We start from the raw sequence: 17604 nt of genomic DNA, 5'->3' as shown, positions 1-17604 counted from the left end.
GTTCCATCTCACATGGGATGGCCGCTAGGCTGTTGCAATCCCTGGCCCATCACCCGGACCGCTTTCTTGGTACTCACTGCTGTTGTGACGGGCATTTTGCTTCAGCACAAAGCCGATCACCGCAGCCACGGCCTCATAGAGTTCCACGGGAATAGTCTCGTCGAGTTCCACATGGCTCAACGCTTCGGCAAGCACCGGATTGGCTTCGATGACGATGCCGTTCTCCTCGGCCAGCGCGACGATCCTGTCGGCAATCACGCCCCTGCCCGTGGCAACCACCCGGGGTGCCTGGTCCTTGTCTTTCTCATACTGCAGCGCCACGGCAAGGCGGCGGTCACCATCTTCGCTCATCGGATCTCATCCAGAAACTGGCCCGAACTGGCTGGCGCCTGCATTTCGCTCGGTCCTCCGTTTCGGACAACAAGGGCGCCCAGATTGAGCCCGGCTTCTTCAAGCGCCTGTTTCAGCTCGCTGATCCCTGCGGAAAACTGCGCTGCCGTATCCTCCCGATCTGCCCAGAGCATGATGCCGGTCTGCAGGCCGCGCAGCGAGATCTGTGCACCCACCTCACCCAGAGACGCCAGGTTGACGGCAAATCGCACCTGCCAGCCCCTATCCTCCGGCCGCGCCTCTTCGCTCTGCGGGTCCCTGTGGATCTGCAAGTGCACGATCGCTTGCTGACCAGCGTAAACAACCGGCAGGTCGAGGCTCCACTGGCTGTCCGCTGTCCGGCTCCCGTCATGCAGCGAAGCGTTTTGATGCAGCCGGAGCCGGGAGAGTGCCCCTTCCGTGCGCTCGAGCAGCAGCCTTCCCATATCTTCAGGATCGGTCGGCAACAGGGGAAGCAGCAGCTCCGGTTGCCGCGCACGCGGATGGACGTGCCGCATCGGCGGCGGCAATTGCGAAATCTGCGCAATGGCCGCCTGATTGCCGAGCCACTGCCCAAGGCTTTGACGCAGCGCAAGGAGGCCGGACTTGGTATCCAATGCCGCCTCCCCGGCCATCCCCTTTGCGATCATCGCCTCCTGGAAAATGCCGGATCTGCCGATCGCTCCCTTCAGCGCCGCTCCCTCGATCTTGCCATCCCGCGCTACAAGCTGGTTATCGAGGATCTGCCGCGCCGCCTTGAGCACCGGTTCTGGCACCGCAAGCTGGCTGATCGTTGCGCTGAGCACGCCCGTTATTGCGCCCAGGCTAGCTTGGGCAGGCAGCGCGCGCTGCACCATTTGTGCCAAGGCAACCTGCGACGGCGACACCGCTGGTCCGCCCCCTTGCGTCACCGTACTATTGCCGATGCCGCTCACTGGCATGCCATAGGGGTTCGGCACCGCTTTCTGCATGGTCTGCCCCGCCGTTGCGGATGGTGCCGGCCCGACGGGCGCAATCGCCTGCTGGGGCGTCCCCACCGTCCCTGGCACGGCTGTACCTGGCGCCGTCGCGGCGCCAGCAACAGGTGCACCCGCCACGGGCGCAGCGGCTGGCCCATAAGTCAGCGGAGCCGCCATTGGAGGCTGTCGCGAGATTTCGACGGATGTCGCAGGAGCGCCTTGCGCTACCCCCTGCGCCGGAGGCACCAACGCCAGCCGCAATTGCCCGTCGGCGTTCTGCACCGCCAATGTCAGGCTTGTCACGCCCGCAAGCCGGTCTGGCAGGTTCAGCGACAGTGTATGCCGCCCCACCTGCACCATGGTTGCGCCGTCTAGCCCCGGACCGAGCACCTTCGCTTCAAGCTGCTGTCCCGGCACGAGAGCGAGCGTGCGCAGCGCCGAAGTAGCCTGCGGCTGTGCGACAACGGGAAATTGCGAAGCAATCGACATCCATTGCATGTCCGGCCACCCAATGCAGCCAAGACTTCACTCTAGGAGCGATTCTCGAAAAAGTGGAGCGAGCAAGTCGCCTGCCCGATCAATCCTTGCGGACGTCCTTGTAGTCCATGGTCGCCGGCTTACCGCGGAAGGTCACCCAGAAGAAGTTGAGCGTGTAGGTCGCCGCTGTGCGGAACACGCCTTCCTTTTCCAACCGCCGGCCGGAGGTCTTCATCTTGAGCGCATAGGTCCACTTAACCCCGCCCACCCGCGACAGGCGCACGGCGACATCGGTGTCCTCACCGAAAAATTCGATGCTACGGTCATACCCGCCCACATCGACCCAGGCCTGCCGCTTGAACACGAAATTGCCGCCCTGCACCACCGAGCCAACCCGGAGGATGAAGCGATTGACCACATAGATCAGGTAGGTTAGCCCATAAAACAAGCTGATCAAGAAGCGATTATGCGGCGCCATGTCGTAGTAGATATAGGGGCCGCTAAGGCAGACGAGCTTGCGATCGGCATCGAACTCGCGCATCACCGTCGTCAGCCAGCCCTCGGGCACCATTGTGTCGCTGTCGATATTGGCGATCAGGTCATAGCCCTCGCTGGCGGCAAAACCGGCATCGCGGGCGTTGACGAGCCCCTTCTTGGGTTCGTCCACCACGCGCACCCCGGCAAAGGAGCGAGCGATTTCCCCGGTGCGGTCGGTCGAAGCATTGTTCACCACGATCACGTCGGCCGGCACGCCCGAGCGCGCGATTTCCGCCATCACCGATTCCAGACACTTCCCGATCAGCGCCTCTTCATTGTAGGCGGGGATGACGAATGCCAGCTTCATGAACTTCCTTCCGCCGGTGCAAGCCCAGCTTTTTGTGGCGCTGCTCATAGCGCGTCAGGCAAAGACGAGCAACATCTTGGCCCGCCCCGCATTATCGCTTGAGCTTTCCAGGTGGCGCTCAAGGGCTGTTGTCCTTGCCGGGAGCCGCGGGCTAAAAAGGCAGCGCTCACGCTCGTTCGGCCGACACCGCCGGGCGAGTCATTCCCGGTCGACCCAGCCCAAAGAGGCGTGAACTGTCCCACGTAAAGATAGAAGCAGAGCTGGATCGCTCGAAGCTGGGCTGGTTCAAACGCCTGCGCCGCAGGCTCCGCATCCTTTATCACAGCCAGGCCCCCGCCGCCCTGCGATTCCAGGCGACCGTCCTTCTTGTCGATCTCGCCATCATCGCGTTCTTCGTCGCAGCCCCCGTGCTGCGCGGCCAGGAAGCCTTTTTGTGGATCGACTACTCGGTAGCCGCTCTCTTGTTCATCGAACTTGGCGCGCGCGCTCTTGCTTCGACCGACATTCCCCGCTGGCTGCGGCAATTGCCCGTCATTGTCGACATCTTCATCCTCGCAACTCTGCTGGCTCCGACCGTCTTCTACAATCTGGGCTTTCTGCGCATCCTGCGCCTCTGGACCATCAGCCAGTCCAGCATCGTGTGGCGGCCGTTGCACAAGCGCAAGCTCGGCGCCTATCAGGAGACGATCCAGGCAGTCATCAATCTGCTCGTCTTCATCTTCGTCGTCACTGGATTTGTGTATACCGCCTTCGTCAACCAGGATTCAGGCATCGTAGGCTATGTCGACGCGCTCTATTTCACCGTCACGGCCATGACGACCACGGGGTTTGGCGACATCGTCCTGCCCGGCACCTTCGGCAAGCTGACGGCCATAGTCATCATGATCATCGGCATCTCGCTTTTCGTGCGCTTGGCCCAGCTGATTTTCCGCCCCGCCAAGGTGCACTTCCCGTGCCCGCAATGCGGCTTGACCAAACACGATCCTGACGCCGTGCACTGCAAAGCCTGCGGCCATATCCTCAACATTCCCGACGAGGGACGCTAAGCCCGGTTGACCGGCAGCCGCAGGCGGAAGCATGCGCCAGGCAACGGCCCTGATACAAGCTCCAGCGAGCCGTCCATCCGTGTCACGATCTGCCGGCTGATGGCGAGGCCAAGTCCAGCCCCAGTCTGGTCCGCCGAGCCGCGCTTCCCGCGCGCGAACTTCTCGAAGATCAGTTTTCGATCGGTCTTGGCGATGCCCGGCCCGTTGTCTGCCACCTCTGCCACGAACGCCCCAGATCGGATCGTCGAAGATATGCGCACCACGGGCGCCGCGCTGTCATTGTAGCGCACGGCATTGGAAATCAGATTGATGAACACCTGGCAGAGTCTGTCGGCATCGCCCTGCACCAGCGTTCGGCCCGAACGTTCCCCATGCTCCACCCGCATGCCGCGCTGGCGCAGCAAGGCGTCGCAGACCAGCAGGGCCCGGTCGAGCGCCTCGTCGGCATCGACTGGCTGGTTTTCCCAGGACCGCTCCCCCCGCTCCAGCGCCGAAAGATCCAGGATCTCGTCGAGCAGCTTCGTGAGCCGCAAACTTTCCTGATGGATGGTGGAAACAAAGCGCTGCCTTTGATGGTCGTCGAGATCGCGCGGGTCGAGCAGAATTTCGGAAAAAGAACGGATGGAGGTCATCGGCGTGCGCACTTCATGGCTCACCTGGCTCAGAAACTCGTCCTTCTGGCTGTCGAGCTGCCGCAGCTGCGCATTTGCGTCCTCGAGCTTTTGCGCCGTCAGCCGCAACTCCGCCGAGGTCTTCTCGAGCTCCTGCGAATATTCGATCACCTGCTGAGTCTCGTCCGCCATCTGCATCATTTCTTCAAGGGAAACGTCGCTGCCCGCAACGACCTTGGAGAGCATGACATGGGCCGATGCAGCCCCGATGGAGCCGGCAAGCTCGCGTTCGAGCCGGCCGACGAACTCGGGCGTCGGCTCGAAATGTACGGGCTCGACACCCCGATCCCGTGCCGCAGCCTCGAACAAGGACGCTGCCCGCTTCTCCCCCAAAACGCGCTCCGCCACGAAATAGAGATCATTGGCCGTTGCCGAACCGGGGCCCAGCGTCACCTGCGGCATATGCCGACGCCGGAACACATCGACAAAGGCGGTTGCCTGGATGCGCTCGAGCACGGAGGTCGTCGTCACCAGCGATCCCAGGGTCAGGATCGCCACATTGGCCGAAAGGCTCCAGAACGCTGCATGGGCCAGCGGGTCCCATCCATCGAGACCGAACATCGCCTCGGGCCGCAACCAGCCGATCCCCCAAGGCCCCTCCGCCAAAAGCTGGGATACCGATGGTGAGACCGATTCGAAGGAAGGCAGGAAACAGCACCAGGCCCAGATCACGAACCCCACGAAAATGGCTGCGGACACCGCCTTGAGCGAAGCGTCGCGCCAGAAGATTGCCGCTAGTAGCGCTGGAAAGAACTGGGCGATAGCGGTGAACGAGATCAGCCCGATCGGCGCCAGGGCATCGGAATCTCGGGTAAAGAAAAAGTAGAAGAAACCCAGCGACAGGATCAGCATGATCGAAAACCGCCGCGCCACCAGCAGCTGCCGGCTTACCCCCTTGCCGTCGCCAAATTGCGGCGCTGGCGAAAACCGCAGCACCAGCGGCATGATGATGTGGTTCGACACCATGATCGAAAGCGCGATGGATTCGAGAATGATCATCGAGGTCGCCGACGAAAATCCGCCGATGAAGGCAAAGAGCGCCAGCCCGTTTTGCCCCGCTGCAAGTGGCAGCGTCAGCGCGAACATGTCGGGATTGGAGTCCGCGGGCATGACGGTCAGCCCATAAACGGCAATGGGCAGGATAAAGATGCTCATCAGCAGCATGTAGGCGGGGAACGCCCAGCCCGCGACGCGCAAGTGGTTCTCGTCCGAGTTCTCGACCACCGTCACCTGAAACTGGCGCGGCAGGCAAACGATCGCTGCGATCGAGAGCACCATCGTCGTCACCCAGCGGCTGTCAAAGCTTGCCGATGTATCGACCACCACGCCCTTGGCCGCTGCTTGCGAGAAGATGCCTTCAAAACCGCCACCGATGAAGAGGACGAACACACCCACGGCCACCAGCGCTGCAAGTTTGACCATGGCCTCGAAGGCGATGGCGGCCACGACCCCGTGATGCTGCTCCTTGGCATCGACATGCCGCGTCCCGAAAAGGATGGTGAAGAGCGCCATGCCTGCCGCCACGCCCAGCGCCAGCCCCACATCGTCGATCCCCCGCAAGCTGCCCTGCCCGAACTCCGACGATCCGGCGACCGCCTGGATCGATGACGTCACAGCCTTGAGCTGGAGCGCGATATAGGGCGCGATGCCGATAACGGCGATGCAGGTCACCAGCACCCCCAGCCGGCTCGATTTGCCGAAGCGCGACGACAGCAGATCCGCGACTGAGGTAATACGATGGATGTGACTGATCCTGACCAGCCGTCGCAACAGGAAATACCAGCCGACGAAAACCACAGTCGGTCCAAGATAAATTGTGAGGAATTCCAGGCCGCTACGTGCGGCATTTCCCACAGCGCCGTAAAAGGTCCAGCTTGTGCAATAGACCGAAATCGAGAGCGTGTAGACGCTCGCGGAGTTGAGCCAGGAGCGCTTGTTCGCCTTGGCCCGCCGATCCCCGACATAGGCCAGTACAAACAGCAGCCCGACATAGGCGACAGCCGTTGCAATTACGAAATCTGCCGACAGCATCTAGGCCGCACCCTTTCGGGTGTCTGGATTTACCGGCGATTGTGAGGCGATCTGCTGCATCGCCTAGCTTTCAACTGAACCGTTTTCAGCTGACGTGTCCTTGCCCAGACGGCGCGTCAGCACAGCTGTGCCAACGATCAGCAGCAGCCAGACACCGAAGAGGTAGAACACGATCTGCGGCACGCCAAAGACATCGGCATCGTGATTGAACAGATGAACCAGCGGAGGCAGCAGCATGAGCAGCCCACCCACGGTGAGCACGAACATGCCACCGACAAGCTTACGCCGGTCCTGCATTTTCGCCCAGCAACTGGCGCACCGCGCACACCACTTCGGCATTGGAATAAGGCTTGGTCACAAAGCAATTGGCGCCCAGTTCCTCGGCGATCCGGCGATCCTGCTGCTGCCCCTTGGCGGTCAGGATCAGGACCGGTAATTGCTTTGTTTCCTGTTCTGCCCGCAAGTGCTTGAGCACGTCGAAACCGCTGCGTTTGGGCAGCATCACGTCAAGCACCAGCATTCGCGGTTTCAGCCGCCGCACGCTTTCAAGCGCCGCCTCGCCATCCGTCACCGACCCGATGCTCCAGCCCGCGCGGCGCAGGATGAAATCGAGTGATTCAAGGATCGACGGCTCATCCTCTGCAATCAGGATATCTATAGCCAACACTCCCCCCAGGCTCGCGGTCTCCCCTCCGCGAGCCGACGCAGTAGAGCGCAATCAGCGTCGATCGCCAAGGCCGAATTCGCTCGGCACCAGAGGCAGTCGCGTTGCAGTCTGCGGACCGCCCGGCGCGAGCATCTCCTCCTGGCGCGAAGGACAGGCCCGCCGCGTGCACAATCTGCAGGTCGGCCCCACAGGCACGTCGCCTTCGGCATCTTCGAGGTCGAGCCCTGTGGCATAAACCGTCTGGTCCGCATGCAGGATATCGCAGGCCAGCATGATCGAGATGTAAGTCGGGGGCTCACGAAAAGCGCCGGCACGTCTTTGCAGCGACCGTGCGAGAAACAGGTAGCGCGATCCATCCGAAAACCGCACCGTCTGCCGCACAAGGCTGTCGGGTTGCCGAAACGCGCCATAGATCGCCCAGAGCGGGCAGGCGTGACCCGAATTGGGCAGCAAAAGCCCCGGCAAGGGAAAATGCTTGGTCAGCCGCCCCGCGGGATCGGAACGGAGAAAGCCGAAAGGAATGCCGTCCTCTCCCGGCCGCCTGAGCGAAACGAGCCTGTGCGCCACCTGCTCGAAACTGCCGTTGAAACTCTGCCGGAGCTGATCGATGTCGTACCGGCAGGTCTCTGCCGCGGCAAGAAATGGCGAATAGGGAAACACGATGGCGCCCGCCAGATACGAGCCGAGCGCCCGCGCCGCGAGTCGCCGCGTCGTCTCGTTCGTCAAAGCCGCAGCATCGAGCGTCAGGCGCAACACGTCGTTCGCCGCCAGTTCCCCGAGAAGCCGCGCCAGCTGAAATTGCCGCGTCGCTAATGTCGTCGCCCCTTGAAACCATATCGTGCGCGTTTCCGCATCGTATCGATACTGCCCCGGAAACTCGTCTACCCCGGGGGAGCCGCCGATACGCGTCATGACCCCGAACCGGCTTTCAAGCGTTTCGATCAACAGCGCTGGACCGAACCGACCCTGCGCGTCCAGTTCCCGCCGCAGCTCCTTCGCCACCGTTTCGAGCTGCGGGAAGTAATTGTGCTGCTCGATGATCAGGTCATCGATCTCACGCAGCGCCGAGGCTTTCCCCGCCACTCGGCTGCTGACCTCGAACTGACCGATGAGGCTCCGCGCCACATCGCCTAGAGCCTTCGACTCGCGTCCGATAGCCGCGAGAAATCGCTGGCGCTCACCTTCGTCGAGATCGGCCACGTCTTCGAGGATTTCCGCGCTTGACCGTACCGCCGTGATCCCCGACAGGATCTGATGCAGCAATTGGCTCAAGAGCGGATCGGACCGCAGCCGGTCGGCATAGGCATCGGCGCTCGCGACCGCACCTGAATAGGCCCGGTGCAGCCGGGCGATGGCATGCGCACTGGCCGGATACTGCGCCACCAGCGAGCGCCGCTCATCGGGCTGGAAATCAAGCGATTCGATGATCGGATCGGCATAGGCTTCTTCGAGATCCTGCAGCAATTTCTGTTCTGCATCGCCCGTCAGGTCCGCCATTTCGATCTGCAGATGCTGCGCTACCCGCTGCAGCAGCGTCCCGCCGATATCGCGCTTGTTGTTCTCGATAAGGTTCAGGTAGCTCGGTGAAATGCCGATCACGCGCGCCAGCGCCGCCTGAGAAATCTTGAGCGATTTCCTGCGGTTGGAGATTCGAAACCCGATCGGCGCGCGCATGACCGCTCCCTTCCCCGGAACTGCCGTTGCAAACGAATTTACAGAAGCTGCAGCTTCTCAGATAAAGTATTTACAGAATTGTTGTGCGTTTACAAAGGGATATTGCGAGCGTTTTCAATTGCGGCAAATATTGGTCACCGCTGAGGCATTGGCAAAGCACCAAAGCCCTTCGGCAAAGGAGGAGACCAATGACTATTTTCAAGCGTGGCGTGTCGCGACGCCGTGTCCTGCAGACCGGCCTTGCCGGCATTATCGGCTCGGGCGTCGCCCCTCTCGTTTTCACCAAGGGCGCCTGGGCCCAGGAGTTCTGCAACAATCCCACCGGCGATACCGTCACTTTCGGCCTAAACCTGCCCCTGACCGGCACCTATGCCGAAGAAGGCGCGGACGAGCAGAAGGCCTATGAGCTCGCCATCGCTCACCTCAATGGCGAGGGCGACGGCGGCCTTCTCAATGTGCTCACTCCCTCGGCGCTGAAGGGCAATGGCATCCTGGGCAAGAAGGTCGCCTTCGTATCCTCGGACAGCCAGACCAAGTCCGACGTGGCCCGCGCCGGCGCTACCCGCATGATCGAGCGCGATGGCGCCATCATGATCACCGGCGGTTCGTCCTCGGGCGAAGCCATCGCCGTTCAGGGCCTCTGTCAGGAAATGGGCGTCATCTTCATGGCGGGCCTGACCCATTCCAACGACACCACGGGCAAGGACAAGCGCCGCTACGGCTTCCGCCACTTCTTCAATGCCTACCAGTCCGGCATCGGCCTTGGTCCCGTGCTTGGCCAGGAATACGGCGCCGACCGTCGCGCCTACCACCTGACCGCCGACTACACCTGGGGCTGGACCCAGGAAGAATCGATGAAGGAAGCCACCGAAGCCCTGGGCTGGGAAACCGTCGCCGCCGTCCGCACCCCGCTCGGCGCCACCGACTATTCCCAATATCTGACGCCGATCCTTAACTCCGGCGCCGATGTGCTGATCCTCAATCACTACGGCCTCGACATGGTGAACTCTCTCACCCAGGCCGTGCAGTTCGGCATGCGTGACCGCCAGGCCAACGGCAAGGACTTCCAGATCGTCACCCCGCTGATTTCCGAACTCATGGCCAAGGGTGCAGGCGAAAGCGTCAAAGGCATTTTTGGCACGTCGAACTGGCACTGGAATCTGCAGGACCCCGGCTCGGTCGCCTTCACCAAGTCCTTCGGCGCTGCCTATGGCACGCCGCCTTCGCAGGCCGCGCACACCGCCTATGTCCAGGCCCTGCTTTATGCAGACGCTGTCGAGCGCGCCGGCACCTTCTATCCGCCCGAAGTCATCAAGGCGCTGGAAGGCTTCGAATTCGACGGCATGGGCAATGGTCGCACGCTTTATCGCGCCGAAGACCACCAGTGCATGAAGTCGATCCTCGTCGTCCAGGGCAATGAAAGCCCCACCAGCGAGTTCGACGTGCTCAACGTGGTCCAGGAAGTCGATCGCGACGTCACCACCTACGACCCGAGCATTTTCGGTGGCGATCTCGGCCCGGCCGAACCGGTCCCGATGTGCGCTTGATCGGTAGCTGCCCCGCGAGCGGGGCAGTCTTTCCTCAGCAGACCTCATCCTGAGCCCGTCGAAGGACGAGGTCGTGCCTCCAGAGCCTGTCGTGCCACGCATCTTGGCTTCGACGGGCTCACCATCAGGCTACTATTCTTTCGGTCGCCCCGGAGCATCCGATGTTTGAAGTCATCTTTCTGCAATTCCTCAACGGGCTCGATAAAGGCGCGGCCTATGCCCTGATCGCCCTTGGCCTAACGCTGGTGTTCGGCACCCTTGGCGTCGTCAACTTCGCCCATGGCGCCCTCTTTATGCTCGGCGCCTTTTGCGCCGTTACCGTGCGCATGTTCCTCACCATGGAAACCGTCACCGTCGATCCCGAACGCCTATCACCCTGGGGCACGCCGCTCGAGGTGCGCGAGCCACTGGTCCAGGCCTGGCTGGGCGATTTCGGCGCGGTGCTCGTCAATTATTCCGTGCCGCTCTCGATCCTGATCACCATTCCGATCATGCTTCTGGTGGGCATTGCGCTCGAGCGCGGTATCATCAAGCACTTCTACAAACGCCCCCATGCAGAACAGATCCTTGTCACTTTCGGTCTCGCCATCGTGGCGCAGGAGGTTATCAAGTCGATCTTCGGGCCCAACCCTATTCCCCAGCCCATGCCTACTGATCTGCGTGGCGCGGCCGATATCGGCGCCTTCCTCGGCATGCAGGCCAATGTCATCACCTATCCGCTCTGGCGCCTGATCTATTTCGTTTTCGCCGGTGTCGTGATTGGCGGCGTATTCGCGTTCCTTCAATTCACCACCTTCGGAATGGTGGTCCGCGCCGGCATGGCGGATCGCGAGACCGTCGGTCTCCTGGGCATCAATATTGATCGTCGCTTCACCATCATGTTCGGCCTTGCCGCCGTCGTCGCCGGCATGGCCGGGGTCATGTACACGCCCCTCCTCCCACCCAATTACCACCTGGGCATGGACTTCCTTGTCCTTTCCTTCGTGGTGGTGGTCGTGGGTGGCATGGGTTCCCTGCCCGGCGCCGTCGCCGCAGGTTTTCTCCTCGGCATCCTGCAAAGCTTTGCATCCATGAACCAGGTCAAGGCCATCATCCCCGGCATTGACCAGATCATCATCTACCTCGTGGCCGTCGTCATTCTCCTGGTCCGCCCCCGTGGGCTCATGGGCCGGCGCGGTGTGATGGAGTCCTGACATGAACAATCTCATGCCCCGCAACGACCTCTTTCTTCTTCTCGGCTTCACCGCCGTGGTCCTGACCATGCCGATCTGGCTGGCTCCGTTCGGCGCCGGTTACCCCGATCTGCTGCAGCGCTTCATGATCTTCGGCATCTTCGCTGTCGGCTTCAACATCCTCTTTGGCCTCACCGGCTATCTCAGCTTCGGCCATGCCGCCTTTTTCGGCGTGGGCTCCTATGCCGCCGTCTGGTCGTTCAAGCTTTTGACGCTCGACGCCATCCCGGCCATGATCTTCGCCGTCCTGATCTCGGGCCTTTTCGCCCTGCTGATCGGCTTCTTGTGCCTTCGCCGCTCCGGCATCTACTTCTCGATCCTGACGCTGGCCTTCGCGCAAATGAGCTACAACCTTGCCTATTCGGTTTTGACGCCTATCACCAATGGCGAAACCGGCCTTCAGCTGACCATCAACGACCCGCGCGTCCTCGATGCCGCCATGGGTCAGGGCTTTGCCGGCCAGCCGGTGCCCACCCTTCTTGGCCAGCAGATGTCGGGCTATGCCGGATTCTACTTCTGCGCCGGCTTCCTCATCCTGTCGTTCTTCATCGCCCAGCGCATTGCCGGCTCACCCTTCGGCATGATGCTCAAGGCCATCAAGTCCAATCAGACCCGCATGCAGTTCACCGGCTTCAACACCCGCCCCTATGCGCTGTCGGCCTTCGTTATCTCGGGCATGTATGCCGGTCTTGCCGGTGCCCTGCTTGCCGTCACCGATCCGCTTGCCGGTGCCGAGCGTATGCAGTGGACCGCATCCGGCGAGGTCGTGCTCATGACCATCCTCGGCGGCGTCGGCACCCTTGTCGGCCCGGTGATCGGCGCCTGGATCATCAAATATTTCGAAAACATTCTGTCCGCGCTCAACGACAACATCCTCGCTCGCTTCTGGAGCTTCCTGCCCGACGGCGTGGCCGATGTAGTGGTCAAGGTCACCAGCAAGTTCGTGGGCGATGGCTGGCACCTTACACTGGGCCTTGTTTTCGTGATCATCGTGATCTTCCTGCCCGGCGGCATCATGGAAGGCGTGCGCCGGCTGGCAGCGCTGTTCCGCCGCTCCGGCTCCTCAAGCGCCAAGCCCAGCGCCCGCACCCAACCTGCAGAATAGGACGAACGAAAATGGCACAACCAAATGTCGTCCTGCACGTCGCAGATGTTCACAAGCGCTTCGGGGGACTTCACGCCCTCGCCGACATCGACCTTCAGGTGGAAGAGGGCAAGACACACGCCATTATCGGGCCTAACGGAGCCGGCAAATCCACCCTGCTCAACGTCATCATCGGCAAGCTCCCGCCATCGAGCGGCCAGGTCGTGTTCGATGGCACTGTGCTCACCGGCCGCAAACCCTTCCAGATCAACCAGCTCGGCATTGCCCGTGTCTTCCAGACGCCCGAGATTTTCGCCGACCTGTCCGTCCTCCACAATGTCATGATTCCGGCCCTCGCCAAGCGCGACGGCATGTTCACCCTCAACATGCTCCGTTCGCTCGATAGCGAAACCGGCATTCGCGCCGAAGCTGAGCACATGCTCGAAGATGTGGGCATGATCAATCGGCGCGATATGCTCGCCGGCAGCTTGAGCCGAGGCGATAAGCGCCGCATGGAATTGGCCATGTGCCTCATCCAGCACCCGCGCCTCTTGCTCCTCGACGAGCCAACCGCCGGCATGAGCCGTCACGACACCAACACCACCATCGAGCTTCTCAAGAAAATCAAGAGCCGCGGCATGACCAAGGTCATCATCGAGCACGACATGCACGTCGTCTTCTCGCTGGCCGATAAGATTTCCGTGCTCGCCCAGGGCCGCATCATCGCCGATGGCTCGCCCGACGACGTTCGCGGCAATCCCAAGGTCCAGGAAGCCTATCTCGGAGGGGCGCATTGATGAGTGCCATCGCCATGACATCGGAAACGACCGTCAGCCACGCTGCGACACACGATACCACGCGTCCCTTCTTCTCGGTGCGCGACATGCACGCCTATTACGGCGAAAGCTATATCGTCCAGGGCGTCTCGCTCGATATCCGCAAAGGCGAAATCCTCGCCCTTCTGGGCCGCAATGGCGCGGGCAAAACCTCGACGCTGCGCACCATTGCCCGCACCGACAATCCCCAGATGCGGCAGGGTGAGATTTGGCTCGATGGCCTGCCCGTCCACCAGATGAAGAGTTTCGAAGCCGCTCGTGCCGGCATCCAGCTCGTCCCCGAAGACCGCCGCATCATTCAAGGCCTGACGGTCGAGGAAAACATCGCCCTCGCCAAGGTTTCTCCTGGAAATGGCTGGAGCCTTGAACAAATCTACGAAAGCTTTCCACGCCTTGCCGAGCGCCGCACCCAGGAAGGTGTCACCCTTTCTGGCGGCGAGCAGCAGATGCTCGCCATCGCCCGCGCCCTGGCCCGCGATCTTAAATTGCTGCTGCTCGACGAGCCCTATGAGGGCTTGGCCCCCGTCATCGTTCAGGAGATCGAGCGCATCCTCCACTCCATCAAACCCATGGGCATCACGACCATCATCGTCGAACAAAACGCTGTCGCCGCCCTCAAGCTCGCTGATCGGGCCGTCATCCTCGACACGGGCGAAGTGGTCTTTGCCGGCACCGCCAAGGAGGTGCTCGATAACGCCGAACTGCGGCACGAATACCTGGCGATCTGATCGCCTGTCTGTTCGCGGATCTCCCACCCTCTCAGTGACAGCCGGTCAGTGAGAAAACACCACGTAATCCCGCGAAAGCGGGAATCCCCCGCCACCGAGATTCCCGCTTTCGCGGGAATGACATCGTGGGTGCGAAAAGAATTGGCCCTCCGGCCTCTGAACTACCCTGGATCCTTCGAATCTAAAGGCATGATGCCGATTTCACCCTCTCCCCTTTGGAGGGTCCAGGGTATGTCCCCCTCAGGTTCGCTGACGGCAATGGTCACGCCTTCGCCTTCCAGCACATCCCGCACCTCGCGCGCTAGGTCCACAGCGCCCGGCGTATCCCCATGCAAGCAGATCGAGCGCGCCTTCGACTTCAGCACCGTCCCATCGATTGCCACGATTTCACCCGACATCGCCAACCGCAGGCAGCGCGCGATCACCGCTTCGACATCCTCTATGACCGCGCCTTCCGCCGTGCGGGGCACGAGGAGTCCCTCGCCCGTATAAGCTCGGTCGGCATAGGCCTCTCGGATCAACGGCGCGCCCACGGCCTTGGCCGCCCGCACCTGCTCACTATTTTCGAGCGCCAGCACCGCCATTTTCGGATCCATGGCCTGCACGGCGGCAAACACCGCAACTGCCATGGCGCGCTCTTCAGCCGTCTGGTTCGCCAGCGCTCCATGCAGCTTCACATAGGCGAGCGGCACATCGACCTCGCTCGCAATATGCCGGATCAGAAACATCTGGTTCCGCACCTGCCCGATCAGTTGCTCGAGTGGCAGGATCAGCCTGAACCGTCCGAAGCGCGGTTTGTCCGCATAGCCCGGATGAGCGCCCGCCCGCACCCCACGCGCCTTGCACAGTTTAAGCACATGCCGGATCGTTCCGGCATCTCCGGCGTGCCCGCCGCAGGCGATCGAAGCGCTCGACACGATTTTGAGCAGATCCTCGTCCGTGCCCATGCCTTCGCCAAGATCGGCATTAAGATCGATGCTGTTCATACCGTCCCACCCCGCAGCAGCGCCTGCGCATGCTCGAGGCGTACCGGCGCGAAAGCAACTTCGCTATTGGGCCTGAGCTGGAAGAACCGGTCAAGATCGGCAGAAATCACGGTCCCGATCCGCGGATAACCCCCGGTCGGCTGATGGTCCCGTCCCAGCACGATCGGGGTACCGTCGCCAAGGACCTGGATGTCCCCGCACACCACGGGATCGGACACGAGCGACAGGATCCCGGCCGTACCGAACACGCCCGCTTCGTCACGCAGCCTGACGCCCATGCGGTCCATCATCGAGGTGACCCGAAACCGTTCGGTGACGAACATCTGCCGCACCGCATCGGAGAAAATCTCCGCATGCAATCCCCAGATAAAGCGGATCGGCCCCTCCACCACCTCTGCTACATCGTCGACCAAAGGCACCGCGCCATTTCCCAGGATTCCGATCTCGTCTCCTGCCTCAAGCACCCGCCCACCCAACCCTCCGATACGCGCCCTCAAATTCGTTGCGCGGCTTCCGAGCACCGGCGCGATGTCGAGTTCGCCCGCAAACCGCACATAGCCGTAATTTCCCGCCGGTCCGGGCAAAATCGTCAGCTGGTCGCCCGCTCTCAGAAGTCCATTGCCCGGCCAAGCCTGCGCCGTCTCATTCACCGCAACAGCGAATTGTCCCCCTGCCCAGCCCACCGAAACCTCGCCTTCGAGCACCGAAAACGCGATCCCCAGCATCGAAAACTCGATTCCTGCGCCCGCCCCGTCTCCAGCTAGAGGCCCCGCCTCGCCGAAAGCGACGCGATCCATCGGCCCCGAGGCGCTGATGCCAAGTTCGAGCTGACCGAAACGGCCGCTATCCTGCACGCTCGTTATCGGCCCGCTCCGATCGATCCTGATCCGCGCCGCCATCACCATGTCTCGAACCGGATTGTATCGCCCGCCCGCACTGCAGTGGGCGGAGAGGCTCCAAGCTCGAAATTGCGCAGATCCGACCTGCCGATCACATGCCAACCTGTCGGAATGTCGGTGGCAGCAATCGCCGTTTGTCCCGCCGCAAAAAGCACAGCTCCCGCCGGCACCACCGGCCGAACGGCGCTGCGCCGCGGCACCACCATGCCCTCACCGTGGAAACCACAATAAATGAAGCCGGGGGCAAAACCCGTCGCGAGCACCCGAAGCGGCGCCTCATTGTGTCGCGCGGCAAACCTCTCCCGCGAGAGCGCCAGCGTTTCGCAGACCTCCGCCAGATCCGCCCCATCGAAGCGCACGCGCACCAGATGCTCCCGGCCCTCGCTATCCTGACCCAAGCCATGAACGATAAGCCGGATTTCACCTGCAATATCTGCAAAGCGCGTGCTGGACGAATCGTAGCGCACGAGAACCGAAACCAGGCTCGGCACCACCTCGATCACGCCGCCCATTTTAGCCTGCTGCGCGGCGCGGGCAAAGGCGACAGCCCTTCGGTTCGCCACATCGTCCAGTCGGTTGCCGAAGCGCACCACAAGCGCGCTGTCGCCCAGCGCCTGGATCATTGGACGATCGTGCGAAATGGAAATCTGGCCGGCCATACCCCCTCCGGTCTCGCTACCCTGCCGGAGCCGAGTCCTTGCGGACTCGCTCTGCCCCGTCAAGGCGAATTGGAGGTGCGGCGCAGGGCCGGCAAATCAGGCGTCAGAAAAAGCGACGCCCATCAACAAACGGAGTACTGGCACTAATTGGGATCGCGACCCTCCTGCTCAACCACCGCTTCAAACAGTTCGCGAACCTGGCCTGCGCCGATGGTTTCGATTGCCACGGCCGCAATGGCCGCAAACAATTCTGCGATTTCCTGGGGATCGGTGATTTCGGCGTCGTCTTCGTCGGCGTCAGCGTTGATCAGGGTAAACACGGTACGCGCCTCCAGTAGAGCGCTTTCGGGAAAAGTGAGAACCACTTCTCTGATCCGAAAACGCGATCCAAGAACCTGGGGCTGTCGAGCGTTTCAGAGAAACGTCATCCGTCCCCAGTGCCTAACACAACCAGTGTGAGACGATTCCCGTTACGGAATAAATAACGGAAAGTTCCATGCCGGGACATTCGAGCGATTGCCAGAAGCGTCAGCCTCTCTTACTCTTCCCCGGCCTCGAGCTTGTCGAGATAGGCCTCGATGTCGTCGATCGTTGCCGAAAATGGTTTGGGCACATCACCATAGACGATCGCAAAAGTTTCGTCGTGCCGCAGCGCATGGCCGCCGGGCTGTCCCAGTGTCTTGATCTTTTCCGAAGTCAAAATGGTCAGACCATAGCGTGCCGCAAGGCGCTTCATGCGCCGCATGCGCGATGCGTCAAATTCCTTGCGGCTCATGCCAGTCTCCACTTTGCTTGCAGCACCCGCTCTAGCCCTAGTCGCCCGGTGCGTCAATTTGCAGATCGACAGGGGCGCCCCGCTGGTCTTGAACCCTTCTGGCATCCTCTCCGGAGAAGT

Annotated in this window: 18 protein-coding genes; 6 read left to right on the top strand and 12 right to left on the bottom strand. The window is 61.8% G+C overall.

What is annotated here, in order from left to right; genetic code table 11:
* Window positions 1–24: 24 nt before the first annotated feature.
* The 3 genes from BM364_RS06770 to BM364_RS06760 all read right to left on the bottom strand — a co-directional run bounded on the left by BM364_RS06770 (window position 25) and on the right by BM364_RS06760 (window position 2649).
* Window positions 25–351, bottom strand: coding sequence for an EscU/YscU/HrcU family type III secretion system export apparatus switch protein (locus tag BM364_RS06770; protein WP_092422613.1), 327 nt, complete (start codon window positions 349–351; stop codon window positions 25–27).
* On the bottom strand, window positions 348–1817 hold the full coding sequence (gene fliK / locus BM364_RS06765) for a flagellar hook-length control protein FliK (protein ID WP_210186392.1): 1470 nt from the start codon (window positions 1815–1817) through the stop codon (window positions 348–350). Before fliK ends, BM364_RS06770 begins: the two co-directional genes overlap by 4 nt.
* 88 nt (window positions 1818–1905) lie before the next feature.
* The gene (locus BM364_RS06760) at window positions 1906–2649 is read right to left on the bottom strand and encodes a glycosyltransferase family 2 protein (RefSeq protein WP_092422607.1); all 744 of its coding nucleotides are present in this window, start codon (window positions 2647–2649) and stop codon (window positions 1906–1908) included.
* Window positions 2650–2882: 233 nt separating this feature from the next.
* Here BM364_RS06760 and BM364_RS06755 point away from each other — a divergent pair, with 233 nt between their 5' ends.
* Window positions 2883–3695 carry an ion channel gene (locus tag BM364_RS06755; protein ID WP_425284878.1) on the top strand — a complete coding sequence of 271 codons (813 nt, stop codon included), beginning with the start codon at window positions 2883–2885 and terminating at the stop codon, window positions 3693–3695.
* Here the strand turns inward: BM364_RS06755 and BM364_RS06750 are convergent.
* The 4 genes from BM364_RS06750 to BM364_RS06735 form a co-directional block, all read right to left on the bottom strand.
* Window positions 3692–6397 (bottom strand): sensor histidine kinase, encoded by a 2706-nt coding sequence (locus BM364_RS06750; RefSeq protein WP_092422601.1) that lies wholly within the window; start codon window positions 6395–6397, stop codon window positions 3692–3694. The genes BM364_RS06755 and BM364_RS06750 overlap by 4 nt on opposite strands.
* 63 nt (window positions 6398–6460) lie before the next feature.
* The gene (locus tag BM364_RS06745; RefSeq protein ID WP_092422598.1) at window positions 6461–6694 is read right to left on the bottom strand and encodes a hypothetical protein; all 234 of its coding nucleotides are present in this window, start codon (window positions 6692–6694) and stop codon (window positions 6461–6463) included.
* Window positions 6678–7061: a response regulator transcription factor gene (locus BM364_RS06740; RefSeq protein WP_092422595.1), complete on the bottom strand. Its 384-nt coding sequence runs from the start codon at window positions 7059–7061 to the stop codon at window positions 6678–6680. Before BM364_RS06740 ends, BM364_RS06745 begins: the two co-directional genes overlap by 17 nt.
* Window positions 7062–7115: 54 nt before the next feature.
* Window positions 7116–8738 carry a helix-turn-helix domain-containing protein gene (locus BM364_RS06735; RefSeq protein ID WP_092422592.1) on the bottom strand — a complete coding sequence of 541 codons (1623 nt, stop codon included), beginning with the start codon at window positions 8736–8738 and terminating at the stop codon, window positions 7116–7118.
* 188 nt (window positions 8739–8926) lie between these two features.
* Here BM364_RS06735 and BM364_RS06730 point away from each other — a divergent pair, with 188 nt between their 5' ends.
* From BM364_RS06730 to BM364_RS06710, 5 genes are all read left to right on the top strand, one after another.
* On the top strand, window positions 8927–10285 hold the full coding sequence (locus BM364_RS06730) for a substrate-binding protein (RefSeq protein ID WP_092422590.1): 1359 nt from the start codon (window positions 8927–8929) through the stop codon (window positions 10283–10285).
* Window positions 10286–10446: 161 nt separating this feature from the next.
* On the top strand, window positions 10447–11478 hold the full coding sequence (locus BM364_RS06725; RefSeq protein WP_092422587.1) for a branched-chain amino acid ABC transporter permease: 1032 nt from the start codon (window positions 10447–10449) through the stop codon (window positions 11476–11478).
* A 1-nt stretch (window position 11479) separates the two neighbouring features.
* On the top strand, window positions 11480–12622 hold the full coding sequence (locus tag BM364_RS06720) for a branched-chain amino acid ABC transporter permease (protein ID WP_092422584.1): 1143 nt from the start codon (window positions 11480–11482) through the stop codon (window positions 12620–12622).
* Between the two features lie 11 nt (window positions 12623–12633).
* Window positions 12634–13398 carry an ABC transporter ATP-binding protein gene (locus BM364_RS06715; protein WP_092422582.1) on the top strand — a complete coding sequence of 255 codons (765 nt, stop codon included), beginning with the start codon at window positions 12634–12636 and terminating at the stop codon, window positions 13396–13398.
* A gap of 14 nt (window positions 13399–13412) precedes the next feature.
* Window positions 13413–14165 (top strand): ABC transporter ATP-binding protein, encoded by a 753-nt coding sequence (locus BM364_RS06710; protein WP_244542833.1) that lies wholly within the window; start codon window positions 13413–13415, stop codon window positions 14163–14165.
* Window positions 14166–14326: 161 nt separating this feature from the next.
* On the opposite strand, the gene BM364_RS06705 is transcribed toward BM364_RS06710, so the two are convergent.
* The 5 genes from BM364_RS06705 to BM364_RS06685 form a co-directional block, all read right to left on the bottom strand.
* The gene (locus tag BM364_RS06705) at window positions 14327–15151 is read right to left on the bottom strand and encodes a LamB/YcsF family protein (protein WP_092422576.1); all 825 of its coding nucleotides are present in this window, start codon (window positions 15149–15151) and stop codon (window positions 14327–14329) included.
* Window positions 15148–16050 carry a 5-oxoprolinase subunit C family protein gene (locus BM364_RS06700; RefSeq protein ID WP_175528491.1) on the bottom strand — a complete coding sequence of 301 codons (903 nt, stop codon included), beginning with the start codon at window positions 16048–16050 and terminating at the stop codon, window positions 15148–15150. Before BM364_RS06700 ends, BM364_RS06705 begins: the two co-directional genes overlap by 4 nt.
* Entirely contained in the window at window positions 16050–16709 is a 660-nt protein-coding gene (locus tag BM364_RS06695; RefSeq protein WP_092422570.1) for a 5-oxoprolinase subunit B family protein, read from the bottom strand. Before BM364_RS06695 ends, BM364_RS06700 begins: the two co-directional genes overlap by 1 nt.
* A 143-nt stretch (window positions 16710–16852) precedes the next feature.
* Window positions 16853–17074 carry a hypothetical protein gene (locus BM364_RS06690; protein WP_092422567.1) on the bottom strand — a complete coding sequence of 74 codons (222 nt, stop codon included), beginning with the start codon at window positions 17072–17074 and terminating at the stop codon, window positions 16853–16855.
* Window positions 17075–17247: 173 nt separating this feature from the next.
* Window positions 17248–17484, bottom strand: coding sequence for a hypothetical protein (locus BM364_RS06685; protein WP_092422564.1), 237 nt, complete (start codon window positions 17482–17484; stop codon window positions 17248–17250).
* Window positions 17485–17604 lie beyond the last annotated feature (120 nt).

This window comes from Devosia crocina (assembly GCF_900116545.1).
Classification (GTDB): Bacteria; Pseudomonadota; Alphaproteobacteria; order Rhizobiales; family Devosiaceae; genus Devosia; species Devosia crocina.
Note: the sequence above shows the minus strand (reverse complement) of the source record. Positions and strands in the feature narration are given on the sequence as shown.